Source organism: Corynebacterium tuberculostearicum (assembly GCF_013408445.1).
Classification (GTDB): Bacteria; Actinomycetota; Actinomycetes; order Mycobacteriales; family Mycobacteriaceae; genus Corynebacterium; species Corynebacterium tuberculostearicum.
This window is the reverse complement of the sequence record NZ_JACBZL010000001.1, coordinates 705,535-724,335: the sequence shown is the minus strand read 5'-3', so window position 1 is coordinate 724,335 and position 18,801 is coordinate 705,535. Positions and strand designations below refer to the sequence as shown.

Annotated in this window: 18 protein-coding genes; 9 read left to right on the top strand and 9 right to left on the bottom strand. The window is 58.6% G+C overall.

What is annotated here, in order from left to right:
- Nucleotides 1–32 precede the first annotated feature (32 nt).
- The 6 genes from BJ985_RS03440 to BJ985_RS03415 form a co-directional block, all read right to left on the bottom strand.
- Complete coding sequence (locus tag BJ985_RS03440; protein WP_236587092.1) at nt 33–818, bottom strand: helix-turn-helix transcriptional regulator; 786 nt, start codon at nt 816–818, stop codon at nt 33–35.
- Nucleotides 819–974: 156 nt separating this feature from the next.
- The gene (locus tag BJ985_RS03435; protein ID WP_179386603.1) at nt 975–2,348 is read right to left on the bottom strand and encodes an L-serine ammonia-lyase; all 1,374 of its coding nucleotides are present in this window, start codon (nt 2,346–2,348) and stop codon (nt 975–977) included.
- Nucleotides 2,349–2,394: 46 nt separating this feature from the next.
- Nucleotides 2,395–3,810, bottom strand: coding sequence for an SLC5/6 family protein (locus tag BJ985_RS03430; protein WP_179386602.1), 1,416 nt, complete (start codon nt 3,808–3,810; stop codon nt 2,395–2,397).
- A gap of 359 nt (nt 3,811–4,169) precedes the next feature.
- On the bottom strand, nt 4,170–4,613 hold the full coding sequence (gene dtd / locus BJ985_RS03425) for a D-aminoacyl-tRNA deacylase (protein ID WP_005325066.1): 444 nt from the start codon (nt 4,611–4,613) through the stop codon (nt 4,170–4,172).
- 42 nt (nt 4,614–4,655) lie between these two features.
- Nucleotides 4,656–6,227, bottom strand: a complete 1,572-nt coding sequence (locus BJ985_RS03420) for a DUF7782 domain-containing protein (protein WP_179386601.1) — start codon at nt 6,225–6,227, stop codon at nt 4,656–4,658.
- 15 nt (nt 6,228–6,242) lie between these two features.
- A complete protein-coding gene (locus BJ985_RS03415; protein ID WP_086587548.1) occupies nt 6,243–6,617 on the bottom strand; it encodes a DUF3099 domain-containing protein in 375 nt (124 codons plus the stop codon).
- 137 nt (nt 6,618–6,754) lie between these two features.
- On the opposite strand from BJ985_RS03415, the gene BJ985_RS03410 reads away from it, so the two are divergent.
- The gene (locus tag BJ985_RS03410) at nt 6,755–7,006 is read left to right on the top strand and encodes a DUF3039 domain-containing protein (RefSeq protein WP_005325062.1); all 252 of its coding nucleotides are present in this window, start codon (nt 6,755–6,757) and stop codon (nt 7,004–7,006) included.
- The gene (locus BJ985_RS03405) at nt 7,003–8,772 is read left to right on the top strand and encodes a DEAD/DEAH box helicase (protein WP_179386600.1); all 1,770 of its coding nucleotides are present in this window, start codon (nt 7,003–7,005) and stop codon (nt 8,770–8,772) included. Before BJ985_RS03410 ends, BJ985_RS03405 begins: the two co-directional genes overlap by 4 nt.
- Before the next feature lie 87 nt (nt 8,773–8,859).
- On the opposite strand, the gene BJ985_RS03400 is transcribed toward BJ985_RS03405, so the two are convergent.
- Nucleotides 8,860–10,332, bottom strand: coding sequence for an RNA polymerase sigma factor (locus tag BJ985_RS03400; protein WP_179386599.1), 1,473 nt, complete (start codon nt 10,330–10,332; stop codon nt 8,860–8,862).
- Nucleotides 10,333–10,532: 200 nt separating this feature from the next.
- On the bottom strand, nt 10,533–11,291 hold the full coding sequence (gene ppgK / locus BJ985_RS03395; protein ID WP_179386598.1) for a polyphosphate--glucose phosphotransferase: 759 nt from the start codon (nt 11,289–11,291) through the stop codon (nt 10,533–10,535).
- Here ppgK and BJ985_RS03390 point away from each other — a divergent pair.
- Nucleotides 11,290–12,177, top strand: coding sequence for an inositol monophosphatase family protein (locus BJ985_RS03390; protein WP_179386597.1), 888 nt, complete (start codon nt 11,290–11,292; stop codon nt 12,175–12,177). The two genes, ppgK and BJ985_RS03390, sit on opposite strands and share 2 nt — an antisense overlap.
- A gap of 112 nt (nt 12,178–12,289) precedes the next feature.
- The gene (locus BJ985_RS03385; protein WP_005325023.1) at nt 12,290–12,580 is read left to right on the top strand and encodes a DUF4193 domain-containing protein; all 291 of its coding nucleotides are present in this window, start codon (nt 12,290–12,292) and stop codon (nt 12,578–12,580) included.
- A 110-nt stretch (nt 12,581–12,690) separates the two neighbouring features.
- On the opposite strand, the gene BJ985_RS03380 is transcribed toward BJ985_RS03385, so the two are convergent.
- Nucleotides 12,691–13,227 (bottom strand): DUF3093 domain-containing protein, encoded by a 537-nt coding sequence (locus BJ985_RS03380; protein WP_049377388.1) that lies wholly within the window; start codon nt 13,225–13,227, stop codon nt 12,691–12,693.
- 64 nt (nt 13,228–13,291) lie between these two features.
- Here BJ985_RS03380 and dut point away from each other — a divergent pair, with 64 nt between their 5' ends.
- The 5 genes from dut to dxs all read left to right on the top strand — a co-directional run bounded on the left by dut (nt 13,292) and on the right by dxs (nt 18,781).
- Nucleotides 13,292–13,765 carry a dUTP diphosphatase gene (gene dut, locus BJ985_RS03375; protein ID WP_179386596.1) on the top strand — a complete coding sequence of 158 codons (474 nt, stop codon included), beginning with the start codon at nt 13,292–13,294 and terminating at the stop codon, nt 13,763–13,765.
- A gap of 48 nt (nt 13,766–13,813) precedes the next feature.
- Nucleotides 13,814–14,761 (top strand): DUF3710 domain-containing protein, encoded by a 948-nt coding sequence (locus tag BJ985_RS03370; RefSeq protein WP_005325020.1) that lies wholly within the window; start codon nt 13,814–13,816, stop codon nt 14,759–14,761.
- 17 nt (nt 14,762–14,778) lie between these two features.
- Nucleotides 14,779–15,501, top strand: coding sequence for a DUF3159 domain-containing protein (locus BJ985_RS03365; protein WP_179386595.1), 723 nt, complete (start codon nt 14,779–14,781; stop codon nt 15,499–15,501).
- Nucleotides 15,494–16,717 carry a class I SAM-dependent RNA methyltransferase gene (locus tag BJ985_RS03360; RefSeq protein ID WP_179386594.1) on the top strand — a complete coding sequence of 408 codons (1,224 nt, stop codon included), beginning with the start codon at nt 15,494–15,496 and terminating at the stop codon, nt 16,715–16,717. The genes BJ985_RS03365 and BJ985_RS03360 overlap by 8 nt, the downstream gene beginning before the upstream one ends.
- Nucleotides 16,718–16,855: 138 nt before the next feature.
- Nucleotides 16,856–18,781 (top strand): 1-deoxy-D-xylulose-5-phosphate synthase, encoded by a 1,926-nt coding sequence (dxs, locus tag BJ985_RS03355; RefSeq protein WP_179386593.1) that lies wholly within the window; start codon nt 16,856–16,858, stop codon nt 18,779–18,781.
- Nucleotides 18,782–18,801: the final 20 nt, after the last annotated feature.

Here is an 18,801-nt window from a genome sequence, read left to right as displayed (position 1 = left end):
ACGAGCTGCGAGTAGCTAGAAATGTGGGACTACTATCCGCGCACCTGTACGAGGTAGCGGTAGATGGTGGGCTCAGATACGCCGAGACGCTCTGCAGCTGCGGCAATTCCGCCTTTAAGAAGGAAGAATCCTGCATCCTCAAGGTCAGAAACCACCTCGAGACGCTCTTCGCGCTGCATGCGAGGAACTGGCGTGCTCTGGTTGGAAATCGCAGAGTTCAGCATGGAATCGAGAAGGTGCTCCACGTTAGAACGCAGAGACTCGCTTACCGCTTCGCTTTCAGGCTCTTCTGCAGTCTCTTCAGCTACTTCTTCTGGAACCGGGTCAGGTACCGCTACGGGGCGCTGGGGTTGCTCCTCTGCGCCGGGGTAGCCGCCGAAAGCCTTGGACTTGTCAAACGCGGGATCGTCTGCGTTGCCGATAAGCGCGGCGGCAGCATCGCGAATGTGTACCAACTCGGAGACATCGACATTGATGCACAGCATGCCGCGCATATGGCCGGAGTCATCTCGGATGAAGTAGCTTGAAGAGCGGCAAATTTTGCCTTCCGCATTGACGGCGCGGTAGCCGGTCATCATGGGGATTGCTGCCGCATCGCCTTGTTTCATAAACCACAAAGCGAAGTCGGTCACCGGGCCGCCTAGCTGCCGGCCGGAGATGTGGCCGTTGGCGATGGCCATGATGGATTTATCGGGGACGTCGAGATCGTGAAGTACGATTTCGGTGTTGGGGCCCATTGCCTTACCGAGGAATTCGACGAGGGGAATGTACTGCTCGAGGAAGTTTTCTTCGGAGGCATTGCCGCTAGGGAAGTTCATTAGCTGAAGCATGTCCTTTAATTCCTGTCAGGTTATAGAGAAGATATCACACGGAAGCGAATAGGCGAAAGGGGGAGTAGCGCCAAGAAAGCCGGATGAACACAAGCGGCTTAGCGCTGTGCTCACCCGGCTCATCGCTTCTTTACTGGGTGGTCTCTATCCGCACACCGGAACTGGTGGGTGAACTGCTAGGGCCAGGCCACCTTGTGAGGTTTCCCTGTACTTGGCGTTCATATCCTTACCAGTCTTATACATGGTCCAGATAACTTCGTCCAAAGAAACGCATGGCTTGCTTTCGCGCTCCAGCGCCATACGTGCGCTGGTGATGGAATCAACGGCAGCGACAGCGTTGCGCTCAATGCAGGGTACCTGAACCTGTCCGAGGACCGGGTCACAGGTCAGGCCAAGCTTGTGCTCCATGCCAATCTCGGCTGCGATGCATACCTGCTCTGGGGTAGCGCCCATGAGCTGGGCGAGACCGCCAGCAGCCATGGAGCACGCTACACCAACCTCACCCTGGCAGCCGACCTCAGCGCCAGAGATGGAAGCGTTCATCTTGTACAGGGAAGCAATCTGGTTGCAGGCGAAGATGTAATCAGCAAACATCTCGGTGGTAACGGGCTCAACGAACTTGTCGTAGTAGGCCAGTACTGCCGGGACAACGCCGCATGCGCCGTTCGTAGGAGCGGTAACAACGCGGCCGCAGGATGCATTCTCCTCGGAGATGGCCAGTGCGAACATGTTGACCCAGCTGAGGATGTTCAGACCATCGTGCGGTTCGGACTGCTCGAGGCGGCGCTTGAGGGCAGCGGCGCGGCGAGGAACTAGCAGGGAACCTGGGAGCGGGCCGTCGGTAGCGGAGCCGCGCTCGATGCCGGTGAACATGACATCGCGAACCTTGCGCAGGTGCTCGTTGACCTCATCTTCGGAACGCAGTGCCAACTCGTTGGCAAGTCCAAGCTCCGGGAGGGTCATGTTGTTCTTCTCGCACAGCTCGAGCATCTCTGCGGCGCTGGCGTATGGGAAGGGGATATCAACCTTGGCGTCGGTGCGCTTGGCAAAGTCTTCCTGCTTGACGATGAAACCGCCGCCGACTGAGTAGTAGGTCTTGTGCAGGATGTCTTCCTCGCCAGCGAAGGCGATAAGACACATGCCATTTTCGTGCATCGGGAGGTACTCGTCATGGAAGAAGAAGCCGCCGTCCTTGGGGAATTCTACCTCGTGGGAGCCGCCCAGCATGAGCTTCTCGCTGCTGCGGACGTTCTTCATGAATTCGGAGATGCCGTCGATATCAACCGTCTCTGGCTCTTCACCGGCGAGACCGAGGAGGATGGCCTTGTCGGTGGAGTGGCCGATTCCCGTGAGGGAGAGGGAGCCGTAGACATTTGCCTGAACTCGAGTGACCTTGTCAAAGAGGTCCTTTTCCTTGAGCTCGTCCACGAAAGCCTTGCCGGCTTTCATTGGCCCAAGAGTGTGTGAGCTTGAGGGGCCGATGCCAATCTTGAACATATCGAAGATGCTGATGAACATTGTTCTTTCCTTGAATCCTCTGCGATTTTCTCGTCTGCGGCGGTGCTTAGAAAGCCTGGACGATGGAGTAGATGATGGTTGCGAGGGCGACGAGGCCCATGAAGAAGACGAAGTAGTTGGAAGCCTTGCCCTTGTAGCGCTTCAGCGCAGGAACCTTGTGGATGGCGACCATTGGGATGATGAAGAGCATGATGGCAATCGTCGGGCCACACAGGGTTTCAATCATGCCCAGGATGGATGGGTCAGCCCAAGCGACGAGCCAAGCGGTGACCAGCATGAAGATGAGGGTGATGGTATCGAGCTTGTGGGCGGACTCTGCGTCGTCCTTGCTTGCGTTCTTGCTGCCCTTGATGACGAGGCCTTCGAAGCCTTCGGCTGCGCCGAGGTAGTGGCCGAGGAAGGACTTAGCAACTGCAATCATGGCGATGACTGGTGCAATCCACTGGATAAGTGGGTTATCGAAGTGGTTTGCCAGGTAAGACAGGATGGTGATGTTTTGTGCCTTAGCTTCTGCCATGTCAGCCGGGGAGAGGCTCAGGGCGCAAGAGAAGACGAAGAACATAACCACGACGACCATGAGGATTTCTGCGCGGAGCAGGGTCTTGCGGGACTTGGCCTCAGCGAACTTGCCGTAGGTCTGGCGGCGGTCAACGGCGAAGGAGGAAATCATCGGCGAGTGGTTGAAGGAGAAGACCATAACTGGGACCAGAAGCATCAGGGTAACGCCCATGCTGTGGCCAGAAGCCTCGCGAGCAACGTTGAGGTCGAAGGAATCAAAGAGCGCGGTATTCCACTTCGGGATGAGGTAGAGGGAAAGCAGAACCAGGATGCCGATGAATGGGTAGACCAGGTAGGACATGACGTGAACTACAACGTCCTTGCCCATGCGGACGACTAGGATGAGGCCGCCTACCAGCAGGAGGGAGGTAAGCCAGCGGTCTGGCGGGGTGATTCCGAGCTGGTGCTCCAGGAAGGAGTTGACCGTGTTGGTGATGGTGACCGAGTAAACCAGCAGGATGGGGTAGACCGACAGGAAGTACAGGATGTTCATCAGAACACCGGCCTTCTTGCCAAAGTGTTCCTCGACGACGTCCGTGAGGTCACCGTCTGGCTTGGAGCTGGAAAGCACCAAGCGGGTCATTCCGCGGTGGGCCCAGAAGGTCATTGGCAGTGCTACCACCGTCATGATGATTAGTGGGATGATGCCGCCGATACCGGCGTTGATGGGGAGGAAGAGGACGCCGGCGCCGATTGCGGTGCCGAACAGGGAGAGCATCCATACGGTGTCTTCCTTATTCCACTTCGGTGCACCCTTCTGGCCATCGAACGGGGTGTCAATGCCAGGAGCTGGTGCGGATTCTTTGGAGGAGGGAGCTGCCTTGGCGGTCTTGAGATCCTGGGGCATCTCAGCCTGGTTCTCTGGGTGCTGGGCTTTGTTGCGCCGCGTGATTGAGTGGGACATTTTCTTTCCTACATCTAGTTGGTCGGCCGAAGCGTTTGGGCTTCTGCAACCATGATTGAGAAAATTTCTTCTCACTCAATTTTGCGTTTGTAGGATTTTGAGAAATTATCTCGCATCCTGCATATCCAGCCCTTTTGCTTCGCTGTGCCTTCAGTATAGAACAAAATCTTGCAGGGTGATAATAAATTATTGCACTGCGAGTAGGGCATTTATCACTCTCTGAGAATTTGCATTCCCCGGTGCTTTATGGCTTGCTCTACACAAAATCCGGGAAAGTGGTTTGGGTCACGGAATCGTTTGTAAAAGGGCCTGCTTAACACGATTTTCAGATCTCGTGAGCCGGAAATAGAGGGTGCGAGCTAGGTCTCTACCAAGACGGTGAAAGGTCCTTCGTTCACAGAAGAAACGCGCATTTTAGCCCCGAATTGGCCTGTTTCAACTGACACGCCGCGTTCCCTGAGGTTCGCAATAATCGCCGCGATGACCGGTTCGGCCTCGGGTCCTGGGGCGGCATCCGCCCACGAAGGGCGCCGTCCTTTGGCGGTGCGGCCGTACAAAGTAAATTGGCTCACCACAAGTACGGGCGCTCCGGCGTCAATGACTGAGACTTCGCCATCAAGAATGCGCAGTTCTGCAATCTTGCGTGCCATTTTCTCAGCGCGGGGCTGCCAATCATCCATATCCTCGCGCGAGACCCCAACTAGAGCGAGAAGACCACCGGTTTCGGGGCAATCGATGGCTCCTACGGTTTCTCCATCGACGGTCACTGTGGCCTCTGATACCCGAGTCAAAACTGCGCGCATGGTTTACTTCTCCTTATATAACGAGTGGGGGACAGTGTGGATCTAGCTGAGGTCCAGCGAATCGGTCTCCAAGAGGAGATCAGCGGGGATAAGCAGGCCATGTCGGACCATATCGATCACGGCGGGTAGGGCGGCAGCAGTAAGTTCTGCTTCGTCGAATCCATGTGCCGCCGCATACAAGCCGATGGTTTCTTCAAGGTTCAAGCCCTGTGGGCTGAGACCGGCGACAATGGCAGCGATGTGTTCATCTACTTCGTGGCTCCAGCGCGGACCGTCGGTGCGAGTAAGACGTAGAGCGGCCCGAGTAAAGCCCTGGCCCAATTCCGCATCTGGGGTGCTGATATCTTCGCGTGCCAGCCCCGGGCGCACGCGGAAGTGCTTTCCCTGTAGCTCGCCGGGTACTAGGTCGCGCAGCCACGCCACGCGGGCAAAGTATTCCTCTATTTCAGGGCCAAGTGGGTCGCTAAAGGCCTGCGGCATTTCTTCGGCCAAGATATCGGCAGGTTCATCGTCGCCGATGCGTTGGATAGCGACAAAGCCAAAGCCAATGCCATTGACCTCATGCTGCTGGAAATGCTCCAGCCAGGCGCGAGAGCGCTCTTGGCCTTCAGGGGAGCGTACATCCAGGGATTCGTCCTCGAGCCAGGTGGACACATAGAGTGCGGGATCGGCTACGTCGCGCTGGATGATCCAGGCAGCAATTCCTTTGTCCGGCAGCCAGGAAGCAACGCGTTGCTGCCAGGTCTCGCCGCTGGTGTGTACCCAAGCGGCCAGAAGGTGAGCCGTTCCGCCGGGGGTTAGGTGATCGGCAGCCCGAGAGACAACCAGTTCGCTGGCACCGTCCAGATTTAACCCGGAATCGCGGTAGACGTGGCCAACTTCGGGAAGGCCAACGACAAAAGGTGGGTTAGCTACGAGGCGGTCAAAGCGGCGGCCGGCTACGGGGTCGAACCACGAACCTTGCAGCAATTCCACTTTCTCGCTATCGCCAGTAGCGGCAATGGTAGCCTCGGCCAATTCCAACGCACGCTCATGCACGTCGGTGGCGGTAATCTTTTCAGCGCAATCGAGCTGCCCCAGCAATTGGACGCCCGAGCCAGTGCCTAGATCTAAAACGCTGCCCACTGGGCTTACTGGCGTGGATTGCAGCAGGGAGAGGCTTGCCGCGCCAACGCCAAGCACGTGGTCTGGGCCGGGTACGTGGTCGACCAAGGAGGCGTCGACGTCGGAGAAGATGAGACGGTTGGCGCCAACGATGGTGTGCGGGCGGATATCGAGGGCGATGTAGGCCTTGCCATGGGCGTCAGCAAGCGCAACATTGGCATCGAGCAACTGGGTAGCCAGGCGCGCGCCTACCGCCTCGCCCAAAAGCGTGGCCGGCAGGTGCTCATGAAGGAGGAAGAAGCGGATCAAAAGATCCAATTGAGATTCGCTGTGCGCGGCGAGCGCAACTGGTGCGGGTTCGCCGCGGAAGAGGGCCTCGGTAACTTCCGGACCTAGGTGCCCGGCTACGCCATCGGTAGTAAAACCGGCGGCGGTAAAGACGTCGGAAAGCTCTGCGGCCAGCGTGGCTAGCGCGGAGGCATCAAAGTCGGGGCCAAAAGCGGTCGTCATATAAGCAGGAATCCTTTACTCTTCTTCGTGATCAATGATGTCGTGGTGTGCCTCAATAGGCCGGGCGGTGCCGCCGGATACCTGTGGGGCGTGGGTCTGGCTATAAAGCTGCCGGTTCATGGCTGGCTTGTACACGTTTTTCTCGCGCTTATCCTTCTTTTCTCCCCGGCCGTTGCCAATCACCACGGCTATCCAGGGGAGGGGAAATGTCACGCCGACAATGATGGCGGCTAAAAGCCACCAATGCATATAAAGGAAGAAGCCGGCGATGAGCAGGGAAGGAACGCGCAAAAACTGAAAGATTCCGTACCGAATTTCGCGGCGCTTGCGGTCCTGGCCAGGCGAGAGCTTGGCATCTGTGATGAGGTAGCGCTCTTTTTTGCCAAACAACCTAGACTCGGCTCCCCTCGTGCGCGTCGGCGTTCCCTCGATAAGGGGAGAGGGGCGCAGTGGCTGGCGTGCATGACGTGTACATGTTCTCCAAGGGTAGCCGCCTGACTCGCAAAGTTCGATGCCGATGCGGCAAAATGGAGTGCGTGACTACGACTACGAAGACAATTGAACGGCCAGATATTCGTGAAGACACTTCGACGACGGATAATGACACGCCGAAGTTCTTCCACTACGTCAAAAAGGATCACATCCTCGATTCCGCAGTGAACGGCAAGTACGTCGTTGCGCTGTGCGGCGAAACTTTCCCGGTGACCAAGCAGGCAAAGCCGGGTTCTCCGGTGTGCCCCGATTGTGAGCGTGTGTATAAGGGTCTGCGCCGCAAGTGAGGACTTTTAAAAAGACTAACCTTCGCGCCTGGCAGCAATCCGCCCTCGATAAATTCCTCGCCACTAAGCCGCAGGACTTCATGGCGGTGGCGACCCCGGGCGCCGGAAAGACTACCTTCGCGCTGCGCATTGCCACCGAGCTCATGGAAGACCGTACGGTCGAGCGCGTAATCGTGGTGGTGCCTACCGAACACCTCAAGACCCAGTGGTCTAGCGCTGCCGCGCGCGTAGGTCTGGCTCTAGATCCCGCGTTTAGCAATTCCTCCGCCGTTAATCCTTCGATGGACGGCATCGTGGTGACTTATGCGCAGGTGGGTATGCACCCCTTTAAGCACCGCGCGGTGGCTTCTGCCCGGCGCACTTTGGTGATCCTGGATGAGATTCACCATGCAGGCGACGCCAAGAGCTGGGGCGATGGCGTCAAGGAAGCCTATGACGATGTGAACCACCGCCTGGCTTTGACCGGTACGCCTTTCCGCTCCGATGACTCGCCCATTCCATTCGTCCAATACGTGGACGATGGGGAGGGGCACAAGGTATCCCGCTCGGACCATACCTATGGCTATGGCGATGCGCTTGCCGACGGCGTCGTGCGCCCCGTTGTCTTTCTTTCTTACTCTGGCGAAGCCCGCTGGCGCGACTCGGCCGGCGAGGAACATGCAGCCCGTTTGGGCGACATTATGAATGCGGAGCAAACCGCCCGAGCGTGGCGCACCGCCTTGGACCCCAAGGGTGAGTGGATCCCTGCTGTGCTGCAGGCGGCGCATACCCGCCTGATGCAAATGCGGCGCAATATGCCGGATGCCGGCGGCCTGGTGCTGGCTTCGGATACGACGACCGCACGCGCGTATGCCAAGATCCTCAAACAGCTTTCTAATACGCCAGTGTCGGTGATTTTGTCTGATGATCCCGGCTCCTCGGACCGCATTCAGGAGTTTTCTGAGTCCACCGATGAGTGGATGGTGGCAGTCCGCATGGTGTCCGAGGGCGTCGACGTCCCGCGCCTAGCGGTGGGCGTTTATGCTACCTCGGCATCGACCCCGCTCTTTTTCGCCCAGGCCATCGGCCGCTTTGTGCGCTCGCGCATGCCGGGTGAGACGGCGTCCGTTTTCCTTCCTTCGGTTCCTGTCCTGCTGGGCTTGGCCGAAAATATGGAAAAGTCCCGCGATCACGTCTTGGGTGAAGAAAAGCCCGACAAGGAAGGCTGGGACGACGATCTGCTAGAGCAGGCGAATCAGAAAAAGACCGAACCAGACATGCTGGAGAAGTCTTATGAGTCGCTTGGTGCCGAGGCAGAGTTTTCGGGACTGCTCTACAACGGTTCCCAGTTCAATACCGGGGATATGACCACCGATGAGGAAGCGGACTTCCTTGGCATTCCCGGGCTACTTGATGCAGACCAAGTCAAAGATTTGCTGCGCAAGAAGCAATCCGAGGAAATGGACCGCCGCGAAGCGGAGGAAAAGGCGCGGCGCGCCGCCGAGGCGGAGGAAGCTCACCGCCGCAAGCTCTACGGCATGGATTATGCACCGGCCTCACGGAAGAAGTCTATGGAATCTGAGTCCAGCGACACCGCCGGAGTCGTCGATGAGCTAGGCCAGCTGCGCAAGGAGCTCAATACGGTCGTGTCCATCGCTGCCCAGCGCTCAGGCCGCCCGCACGGTGCTATCCATACTGAGGTGCGCAAGGCCTGTGGCGGCCCGCCCACCGCGCTGTGCAATGCCGAGCAGCTGCGCGAGCGCATCGAATACCTGCGCAAGTGGTAGAACGGCCCACGGTGGCTAGAGAGTAGTTACGCAGAAAGCCCGCACCGAAATTGGTGCGGGCTTTCTGCGCTCCTGCAGCTGCAGCGATTAGTCGAGGTAGTCGCGCAGAACCTGCGAGCGAGAGGGGTGGCGCAGCTTCGACATCGTCTTGGACTCGATCTGGCGAATGCGCTCGCGGGTAACTCCGTAGACTTGGCCAATCTCGTCTAAAGTGCGCGGCATGCCGTCGGTCAAGCCAAAGCGGAGGCGAACCACGCCGGCTTCGCGCTCGGACAGGGTAGTCAGCACGTCTTGTAGCTGATCCTGCAGCAAGGTGAAGGAAACTGCGTCGACCGCAATGACGGCCTCGGAGTCCTCGATGAAGTCACCCAACTGGGAATCGCCTTCGTCACCGATGGTCTGGTCCAAGGAAATGGGCTCGCGGGCATACTGCTGGATTTCGAGCACCTTTTCCTCGGTGATGTCCATCTCCTTCGCCAGCTCCTGCGGGGTAGGCTCGCGGCCCAAGTCCTGCAGCAGCTCGCGCTGGATGCGGCCCAGCTTGTTGATGACTTCCACCATGTGCACTGGGATGCGGATGGTGCGAGCCTGGTCAGCCATGGCGCGGGTAATGGCCTGGCGGATCCACCAAGTGGCGTAAGTGGAGAACTTATAGCCCTTGGTGTAATCGAACTTCTCTACCGCACGGATAAGGCCCAAGTTGCCTTCCTGAATGAGATCCAAGAAAGCCATGCCACGGCCGGTGTAGCGCTTGGCCAAGGAAACCACCAGGCGCAGGTTTGCCTCCAGCAGGTGGTTCTTGGCCTTGCGGCCATCGCGGGCGATACTGCGCAGGTCGCGCTTTTCCATGGGAGAGAGCTTGGCGGCCTTATCGCCTTCGGCGCGGGCCTTTTCCATCTCGTCCATGCGGTGCTGTGCGTACAGGCCGGCCTCGATGCGCTTGGCCAAGGAAACCTCTTGCTCGGCGTTGAGCAGGGCGACCTTACCAATCTGCTTGAGGTAGGCGCGGACGGAGTCAGCAGAGGCGGTCAGCTGCGCATCCTTGCGTGCCTGACGCAGCGCAGCGGACTCTTCCTCGTCCCAGACGGAAGAGGAGTCTTCCTCTTCTTCCTCATCGTCGTCGTCCAAATCCTCTTCGAGGTCATCGTCCTCGAGGTCTTCGCCAGCGTCGAAGTCATCATCGTCTTCGATGTCCGCATTGGTGGGATCGAAGTCGACGTCTTCGTCGTGCTCGTCCTCCTCGAGCTCCTCTTCTGCTTCCGGCTGTGCCTGCTTTTCGGACTCGGCTGGGGATTCCTGCTTCTTTGCCGCGGATTTGGGGACCGTCTTCTTAGTGGCCTTTTTGGCAGACTTCTTAGTGGTCTTCTTGGCCGACTTTTTGGCGGTCTTCTTCGCAGTCTTCTTGGCTGTTTTCTTAGCGGTCTTTTTGGCCGTCTTCTTAGCCGTCTTTTTCGCGGTTTTCTTTGCCGTCTTCTTGGCGGTCTTCTTTGCAGGAGTAGATGCCTCAGCGGCGTTTTCGCCCTCGCCGAGTGCCTGGTCTGAAGATTCAGTGGCTGCCACGTACGCCCTTTCGACTAACTTCTTGATTGAAACAGCTCAGTGCGCCCTAGTGGGGCGCTCGTGCATCAGTGTGATGTTAACGCGTTGTGGCCTTAAGCAGGCCAGACACGCCCTAGAGCTATTTAACTTAGGATCGACCGCCCAGTATAGAGGATCTTTCCAATCTGCCGGTGGATAGGGTCACCTGCAGTGCGTAAATACTACGGTTTCAAACCGTCTACCGCCGCCATCGCAGCTCCGACAATTCCCGCGCGATTGCGCAGTTGTGCAGGCATGACGGGGGTTTCAATATCAAGGTGTGGGCCCCACTTTTCAAACTTGCGGGAAATCCCACCCCCAATGAGGAAGGCCTGCGGGTTAAAGAGCTTTTCATATTCCGCGAGGACCTTGTTGAGTCGTTTAGTCCACTGCTTGTACTTGAGTCCCTCGCGGTCCTTTACGGCCGAGGACGCAATTTTCTCAGCCTCGTCATCGCCCACCGTGAGGTGTCCCAGTTCGGTATTAGGGAATAGCTGGCCGTCTAGGAAGAAGGCCGAACCGATACCGGTGCCCAAGGTTAGGAAGATTACGGAGCCCTGCTTGGCGATGTCCTCTCCGTAGGCAACCTCGGCTAGTCCCGCCGCGTCGGCGTCGTTAAGCACGGCAAAATCCGCATCCAGGTAGTCCGCGAAGAGCTCTGTGGCGTTGACCCCAATCCAATCCTTGGAAATATTTGCCGCAGTCTCGACTTCCTGGTTGCGAACCACGGAAGGCAGGGTGATGCCAACGGGGCCGTCCCACTGCTTTTCCTGCACGATTTGGGCTACTACCTTGGCAACTTCATGCGGCGTAGATGGCTGTGGGGTGGCGATCTTCAAACGCTCGCCCACGAATTCGCCGGTGGCAAGGTCCACCTCAGCGCCTTTAATGCCGGAGCCTCCGATATCGATGCCAAAGGAATGGCCAGAAAGAGTAGTCATGCCCGACAGTCTAGAAGAAGGCACAATAGTTGGCATGACTGAGCAGATCGATTTTCTCCAATTGCGGGATTTTGCCGTTTCTACCGCCACGCGCGCTGCGGAATTAATTACTGCGCGCCGCGCAGAACTAGTCGCAGGTGACGGCATCGCGGCGCATACCCACACCAAGTCCAGCGACGTAGATCCCGTAACGGAGGTCGATACCGCGACAGAGGAGTTCATTGCCACCACCATCCGCACCCAACGCCCCGGGGATGGAATTTTTGGCGAAGAAGGCGCCAATGTGGAATCGACCAGTGGCGTTACCTGGATTGTCGATCCGATTGACGGCACCGTGAATTTCCTCTACGGGGTGCCGGACTACGCCGTATCCATTGGTGCAGAGTACCAAGGGCACCTCGTAGCTGGCGCGGTGGTCAACGTGGCGCGTGGGCGTACCTATGCTGCCGCTGCCGGCCAGGGCGCCACGGTCACCGGCCCAGACGGAATTGAGCACGCACTGCGGTGTGGACAGACGCAAGACCCTGCGTTGGCCTTGGTGGCCACCGGCTTTGGTTACGGAGCTGACCGTCGTGCAGCCCAAGCCGAGCTTCTTACCAAGCTTCTGCCTAATGTGCGTGATATTCGCCGCATCGGCGCTGCTGCGCTCGACCTATGCAGGGTGGCAGAGGGAACCGTTGATGCCTACTTTGAGCACGGCATCAATGCGTGGGACTTCGCTGCCGGGGCAATCATTGCTCGCGAGGCAGGTGCGGTGGTGCGCCATCCAGGCTTTGATAAAGGCTCCGCTGACGGTGAACTTACCTGGGCCGCGGGGGCAGATTTGGCCCCCGCATTCGAAAAGCTTTTAGCAGCGCACAGGGCCACGGAATCGCTGCGGGGGTAATAGTTTCCCACGCCGGCGAGCGGTGAGATGACATCGAGCCATTTGTGCTTTACTATGCGCGATCGATAAATACCCATTCCTTAAAGCAACTTGACCATTAGGGGCGTGCATTATGGCCACCGATTATGACGCACCGCGCCGGCGCGCGGAAGATGAACTCGAAACTGACTCCCTAGAAGGACTCAAAGCCGCTGAGAGCGATAACAACGGCATGGACGATGACGGAGAAATCGTCGAAGCCTTCCAGCCGCCATCAGTAGACCTCACGGGCGAGGAGCTTAATGTTGAGGTAGTTCCACGTCAGGAAAATGAGTTTACCTGCGGTTCGTGTTTCCTAGTGCAGTCAAATAAGCGTTACTCCCACGAAGAGGACGGCCAGCCAATCTGCAAGGATTGCGCCTAAAGGAATACGCAGCAGAAACGAAACCCCGCACTCGGCAACTTTTACCTGCCGAGTGCGGGGTTTGTTGTAGCAGCCACCACATTTTCTGTGGTGTGCGAAGTCAATAAGGACTAGTGCTGTTCCGGAACAAAAGCGTGGAGCAAAGCCTCCGGATCCTTCGAGGCGATGAGCCAATAAGGAGTATCATCTTCTGGATCATCGAGCACCATCATGGCGTGCTCATCCACCCAAGCGTGGGAAACCAAAAACGCTGCGGGATCGAACTGCGGACCCAGCGCATTGCGCCGCGCAGATTTAGGAACGGTGATAGACCGCGACACGACGTCGTTAGGCAATTGGGCATCTTTGACCGTGAGCCAACGCGTTCCATCCGGGTCACGCTCAACCTTGATGACTGTATTGGACCAAGTAATAAGTACCCACACGGCGATAGCGCCAAGGAGGATCGCGGGAATAATGGTCCACCACATGGAGCGGTTAAGGCCAGCGGTAGCGGAAGTAAGCCCCACGATGGCGGCTGCAAAAAGCCAAAAGTACCAAGGGACCCATTGGCGTTCGCGGTAGAGCACCTGAGGGGCCACCGTGCCCTGTGCCGAAGCGGCGCTTGACGGTGCCGGAGTTGCGGAAGTAGCAGATGTATCAGACACGTCTAGTCAGTCTAGACCACACGCGCCGCAGAATGAACCTCCCAAGGCAGGTAGGATTGGCCAAGTGACTGACTCGATTCCGCATTCTCAACCAGAAAGCCCCTTTGGGGACGTTAAGGTCAAGCGCCTGGATAAGGAGCTTCCGCTGCCGCACCGCGCACACCGTGGTGACGCCGGTGCGGACCTCTATGCAGCTGAATCTCTTACCCTGCAACCCGGCGAGCGCGCCCTCGTCGGCACCGGGATTGCCATTGCGCTGCCACTAGGAACGGTCGGTTTAATTCACCCGCGCTCCGGACTAGCCGCCAAGCAAGGGCTTTCCATTGTCAATACCCCGGGCACGGTGGATGCCGATTACCGCGGGGAGATCAAGGTCTGCCTCATCAACCACGACCGGCACACTCCTATTGAGATCGAACGCGGCATGCGCATCGCTCAGCTCGTGGTCCAGCGCGTAGAGCTGGTGGGGTTTGCTGAGGTTGAAGAATTGGATGACACCGTCCGCGGAGCCGGCGGCTATGGCTCTACCGGTGTGTAGTTAAAGCAGTAGAGAATCAACGAAACTTTTAGAAAGGACATAGCACCCATGGGAATCTGGCCCTTTGGCAAGAAGAACGACGAAGAAAAGAAGGCTCAGGAAAAGCCTGCAGCCCAAAGCGAAAAGCCGGCGGACCCCAAGTCCGCGGATACAGAAGCGCAGGAAACTTATGCTCCAGTAGGCGACACCGCAGCAGATGCCGCGGCGGCTTCTGGCAATGAACCCCGCGAATTCGCCCATGATGCCATCAATGGCCAGACCGGCCCCTTTGACGGCGACTCCGTCGATATCGAGACCTTCGATTTCAGTGACTTTTCCATCGGCGTATTAGATCTGGGGTCCCTGCGCATTCCACTGCCAAAGGAATCCCAGGTACAGGTGGAAATGGGCGAACAGGGCCCACGAATGCTGCACATCGTGACCAAGGTAGGCCGAATTACTCCCGTAGCCTTTGCCGCCCCACGTAAGCCAGGCCAGTGGGCAGAATCCGTGGAGGAAATCAAGGAGGGCATGAGCCGCGACGGACTTACCGTTACTACCGAGCCAGGCCCTTGGGGTGCTGAGGTCGTGGGCAAGAACGACAACGGTCAGGTCCGCGTCATCGGTGCAGACGGTCCGCGCTGGATGCTGCGCATGACCCTGGCCGCGCCGGCCGGCATGGAAGCAGACCTCGCAGACATGGCTCGCGAGGTGGCCGCCCGTACCTTCGTCTACCGCGGGGAAGACCCCATCTTGGCAGGAAATGCTTTGCCGGTCATCATGCCCGAGCAGCTCGTAGAGCAGGTCAAGCAGGCCATGGACCAGCGCCAGCAAGAACAGCAGGCAGCCGCTAATGCTCAACACCACCCTGAAAACGGCGTGGGCGGCCCTGACCCTGCGGCAGAAACAGAGGCGGAGCAACACCTGCGCGATTTGGGCGGTACCCCACACCAGGGTGAGAATGGATCGTCCCCGCAGAATCCCGATGAGGGCTCTGCACCTAATTCCAAGAACTAGGCAAAGCAGTAAACCACGTGACACATTCTTCCTCGCCGCAACCTTCCCCGGACGCTAAGAACCTGGACTCTGAGGAGTCTGCTGCCGAACCCACCCTGCTGGAGCAGATGGGTGGCTTATCAGGGCTCGTGTCGGCCACCTTGCCAGTCATTGTGCTGATTCCCATCAATAACTTCTTTGGGCTGGGGCCCGCCTTGGCTGCGGCGCTCGGCGTGGCCGTTGTTATCGCACTCTGGAGGGTAATCCGGAAAGAGACCCTGCAGCCAGCCATATCGGGTCTGCTGGGAGTGGCTCTTTGCGCAGCCATCGCCTGGTTTACCGGTGATGCCAAAGGGTATTTCTTGTACGGCATCTGGATGTCGTTGGCGCTGTGCATTGCCGCGGTTCTATCAATCCTTTTCCGGTGGCCCGCTGTGGGTGTCATCTGGAAGGGGATTAATGGCGAGGAAATGCAGTGGCAAAAGATTGCTCAGGCGCGCCGGGCTTATGCCATCGCTACCGGTGGGTGGGCGGTCATCTTCCTGGCCCGCTTTGTTGTTCAGCGCGCCATTTATGATGCGGATGCAACCACTGCCTTAGGGGTGACCCGAATCCTGATGGGATGGCCATTGACGCTTCTAGTTACGGCGCTGACCGTGTGGATGGTGCGCCGCGCGGATGCAGCCGTTGACGCAGCGGCGGGCACAGGTGAGCACACTAACGCAGAACGAGAACAAAAGTCTGAGGCAGAAAATGACTGAATCAACGATGAGCCGTGGCGATAGTCTTGAGGTCACCATTGACCGCATGGCGCACGGCGGGGAAGGAATTGGCCAGGCGTCGGATGGGCGAGTGGTATTCGTTCCTCGCGCTTTTCCCGGCGACGTTGTAAAAGCTACGGCCGGCCGTGTAAAGAAGTCGTTCATTAAGGCAGAGCTGGAAAGCGTACTAAGCCCTGGGGCGTTGCGCGTTCCCTCGTCTTGTCCTGCGGCCGCGCAAGGAGCTGGCTGCTGTGATTTCGCCGAGCTGGATCCCGCGGCCGAAACCGGAATCAAGGCAGAGAGCTTGTCGGAGCAGCTGCGCCGCACCGGCGTTGTCACTGGCGAGGAACTGAACATTGAGCAGCACACCCTAGAGCCGGTTCGGGGATGGCGCACGCGGGTGAGGTGGGGCGTCGACAAGCAAGGGCGCGCCGGAACCCGTCAGCGTCGGTCCAATGAGCTTGTTACGGGCGCTGCTTGTACGCAGCTCGCTCCGGGATTGGCAGAGGGGCTCGTTGGAGAGGGCGCGCGCCGGTTTACCCCAGGCGCCGAGGTCATTGCCGTTCTCGATGGCGATGGCAACCGCCACGTGGTAGAAACCCGCAAGGCCCCGCGCGGGCGCCGCGTGGAGACCATCCGTGAGGTGGTAGAAGGCAGCGGCAAGGTGCACGAGCATGTCGACGGGCGGACGTTTAGCTTTCCTGCTACGGCCTTTTGGCAGGCCCACAGTCACGCACCGGCCGCGTATACCGATCTGATAGCGGAGTGGCTCGGGGGCCGCGAGTACCAAGAGCACACCGCCTGGGATCTCTACGGTGGCGTTGGCCTCTTCGTTCCAGTATTGGCCCACGCCGTGCAGGGCAAGGTTATCTCCGTGGATTACTCACCAGCGGCTACGGCCGGGGAACAGGCCGGCCTGGCGGACTGCGATGTGGAAGTAAAGTCCGCGAAGGTCGAGCAAGTCGCCGCACAGCTTCCCAAGCCTGGCGCTGTAGTCCTTGATCCGCCGCGCACCGGAGCAGGGGAGGATGTGATTCGTTCCGTGGCGGCCGCTGCACCCCAGACGGTCGTTCACGTGGGATGTGACCCCGCCACCTTCGCGCGCGACTTGGGATACTGGAACCAGCACGGATACGGAATAGAAAAGATGGCGCTGATTAACGCGTTCCCCGGAACACACCACTTTGAAACGATTGCGCTTATCACCCCTGCCTAATGAGCTAAAAGGGCTCCGGGGCGGGGTGCGGCACGTTGCCGCGCTGTTCTCGGAACATTGACCGATATAATATTCACCGCCCGCCGCGGGTACGGTAGAAAAGAAGAACTAAGCACAGAAGGAGTTGAAGGCCGCTCCATGACTATCTTGGATACCATTAACTCGCCGCAGGACCTCAAGGCGCTGTCTGCAGACAAGCTTGAGGAGCTGGCGGCAGAGATTAGGCAGCGCCTCATTGACAAGGTCTCCGTCACGGGCGGACATCTGGGGCCTAACTTGGGCGTGGTGGAATTGACCATTGCGTTGCACCGTGTATTTGACTCTCCGCGTGAGCCCATTATTTTTGACACTTCGCACCAGTCCTATGTGCATAAGATGCTGACTGGGCGCACGGATCAATTCGATACCTTGCGGCAAAAGGACGGCCTTTCGGGGTATACGGACCGCGGCGAGTCCGAGCATGACTGGACCGAGTCCTCCCACGCTTCGGCGTCGCTGTCTACGGTTGATGGCTTGTCTAAGGCCTTCAAGATTCGCGGCGACGGTCACCGCAATGTCATCGGTGTTGTCGGCGATGGCGCCCTGACCGGCGGCATGTGCTGGGAGGCGTTAAATAATATCTCGGAGGACAAGGGCCGCAATGCGGTCATCGTGGTCAATGACAACGGCCGTAGCTATTCGCCCACCATCGGTGGCATTTCCGAAAACCTTGGCCGCATCCGCTCCCAGCATGGGTATGACGAGCTCATGGAACAGGGCAAGCGCCGCTTGAAGCAAATGGGATGGGTAGGCGAGCGTGCCTTTGATGCCTTGCACGCCATGAAGGAAGGCGTCAAGTCCACCGTCTTGCCTACCGAGATGTTCCCGGAACTGGGCATGAAGTACATCGGCCCCATCAATGGCCACGATATCGATAGCTTGGTACATGCCCTGACTTATGCCCGCGATTATGACGGGCCCATCATCGTGCACGTGGTAACAGAAAAGGGCCACGGTTTTGCCCCGGCTGTCAATGAGCCGAAGGACCAGATGCACTCCACCGGTGCTATCGATCCGGTCACCGGCGTGGCTAAGGGCACCAAGCAACCTGGTTGGACGGCTGCCTTTTCCGAAGAGCTAGTGGCCGCTGCCGAAAAGCGCGATGACATCGTGGCCATTACCGCTGCCATGGCCGGTCCTACTGGGCTCGCTCCCTTCCAAGAGCGCTTCCCAGAGCGATTCTTTGATGTGGGAATTGCCGAGCAGCACGCAATGACCTCTGCCTCTGGTTTGGCGCTTGGCGGGATGCACCCCGTCGTGGCGGTATATTCCACCTTCTTAAACCGCGCCGTAGATCAGGTCATTATGGATATTGCGCTGCTAAAGCTGCCGGTAACCATCGTGCTTGACCGTTCCGGAGTTACCGGTTCCGATGGCGCTTCGCACAATGGCGTGTGGGATATGGCGCTCATGAGCATCGTGCCAGGAATGCACATTGCCGCCCCGCGCGATGGCGCGCGCCTGCGGGAGCTCTTCCGTGAGTCGCTAGAGATTGAATCTGGCCCGTCCGTGGTCCGCTTCCCTAAGGGCAACCTGCTGCCGGATATGGAAGCGGTGGATACGTTGGGCGATGGCGTAGACATCCTGCACTATGGCGAAGCCGATGCCGGCGAGGACACCCCCGAGGTGCTCATCGTTTCCATCGGTGCCATGTCCGCCCGCAGCATCGAGGCTGCGAAGCAGCTGGGCGAACAGGGCGTGAACGTTACCGTTGTTGACCCGCGTTGGGTAGCGCCGGTGGCAAGCTCTGTGGTGGCTCTCGCCGCTGACCACGACTTGGTGGTAACGGCAGAAGACGGCCTTGTACGCGGCGGTATTGGCTCCATGATTTCGGAGGCCCTCAGCGCAGCCGAGGTCGATACTCCTGTGCGCCGACTCGGCGTTCCGGGGTATTTCCCTAAGCACGGCTCCCGCGGCGAGGTTTTGGAAGAGTTCGGGTTGACGCCTGAGCTTATGGCGGCGTCGATACGCGAGTGGCTAGCAAACCTCACCGCTGATGCCAACGCGCGAGGAGAAGAGAACTAAATCTAGCCTGCTAAATATTC

Bases quoted from the DNA above. Each gene is read 5' to 3' on its own strand.
- BJ985_RS03435 (WP_179386603.1), bottom strand. From the start codon at position 2,348: ATGTTCATCAGCATCTTCGATATGTTCAAGATTGGCATCGGCCCCTCA.
- BJ985_RS03420 (WP_179386601.1), bottom strand. From the start codon at position 6,227: ATGACGACCGCTTTTGGCCCCGACTTTGATGCCTCCGCGCTAGCCACG.
- BJ985_RS03385 (WP_005325023.1), top strand. From the start codon at position 12,290: ATGGCCACCGATTATGACGCACCGCGCCGGCGCGCGGAAGATGAACTC.
- BJ985_RS03410 (WP_005325062.1), top strand. From the start codon at position 6,755: ATGGAGTGCGTGACTACGACTACGAAGACAATTGAACGGCCAGATATT.
- ppgK (WP_179386598.1), bottom strand. From the start codon at position 11,291: ATGACTACTCTTTCTGGCCATTCCTTTGGCATCGATATCGGAGGCTCC.
- dxs (WP_179386593.1), top strand. From the start codon at position 16,856: ATGACTATCTTGGATACCATTAACTCGCCGCAGGACCTCAAGGCGCTG.
- BJ985_RS03440 (WP_236587092.1), bottom strand. From the start codon at position 818: ATGAACTTCCCTAGCGGCAATGCCTCCGAAGAAAACTTCCTCGAGCAG.
- BJ985_RS03360 (WP_179386594.1), top strand. From the start codon at position 15,494: ATGACTGAATCAACGATGAGCCGTGGCGATAGTCTTGAGGTCACCATT.
- dtd (WP_005325066.1), bottom strand. From the start codon at position 4,613: ATGCGCGCAGTTTTGACTCGGGTATCAGAGGCCACAGTGACCGTCGAT.
- BJ985_RS03370 (WP_005325020.1), top strand. From the start codon at position 13,814: ATGGGAATCTGGCCCTTTGGCAAGAAGAACGACGAAGAAAAGAAGGCT.
- BJ985_RS03430 (WP_179386602.1), bottom strand. From the start codon at position 3,810: ATGTCCCACTCAATCACGCGGCGCAACAAAGCCCAGCACCCAGAGAAC.
- BJ985_RS03390 (WP_179386597.1), top strand. From the start codon at position 11,290: ATGCCCGACAGTCTAGAAGAAGGCACAATAGTTGGCATGACTGAGCAG.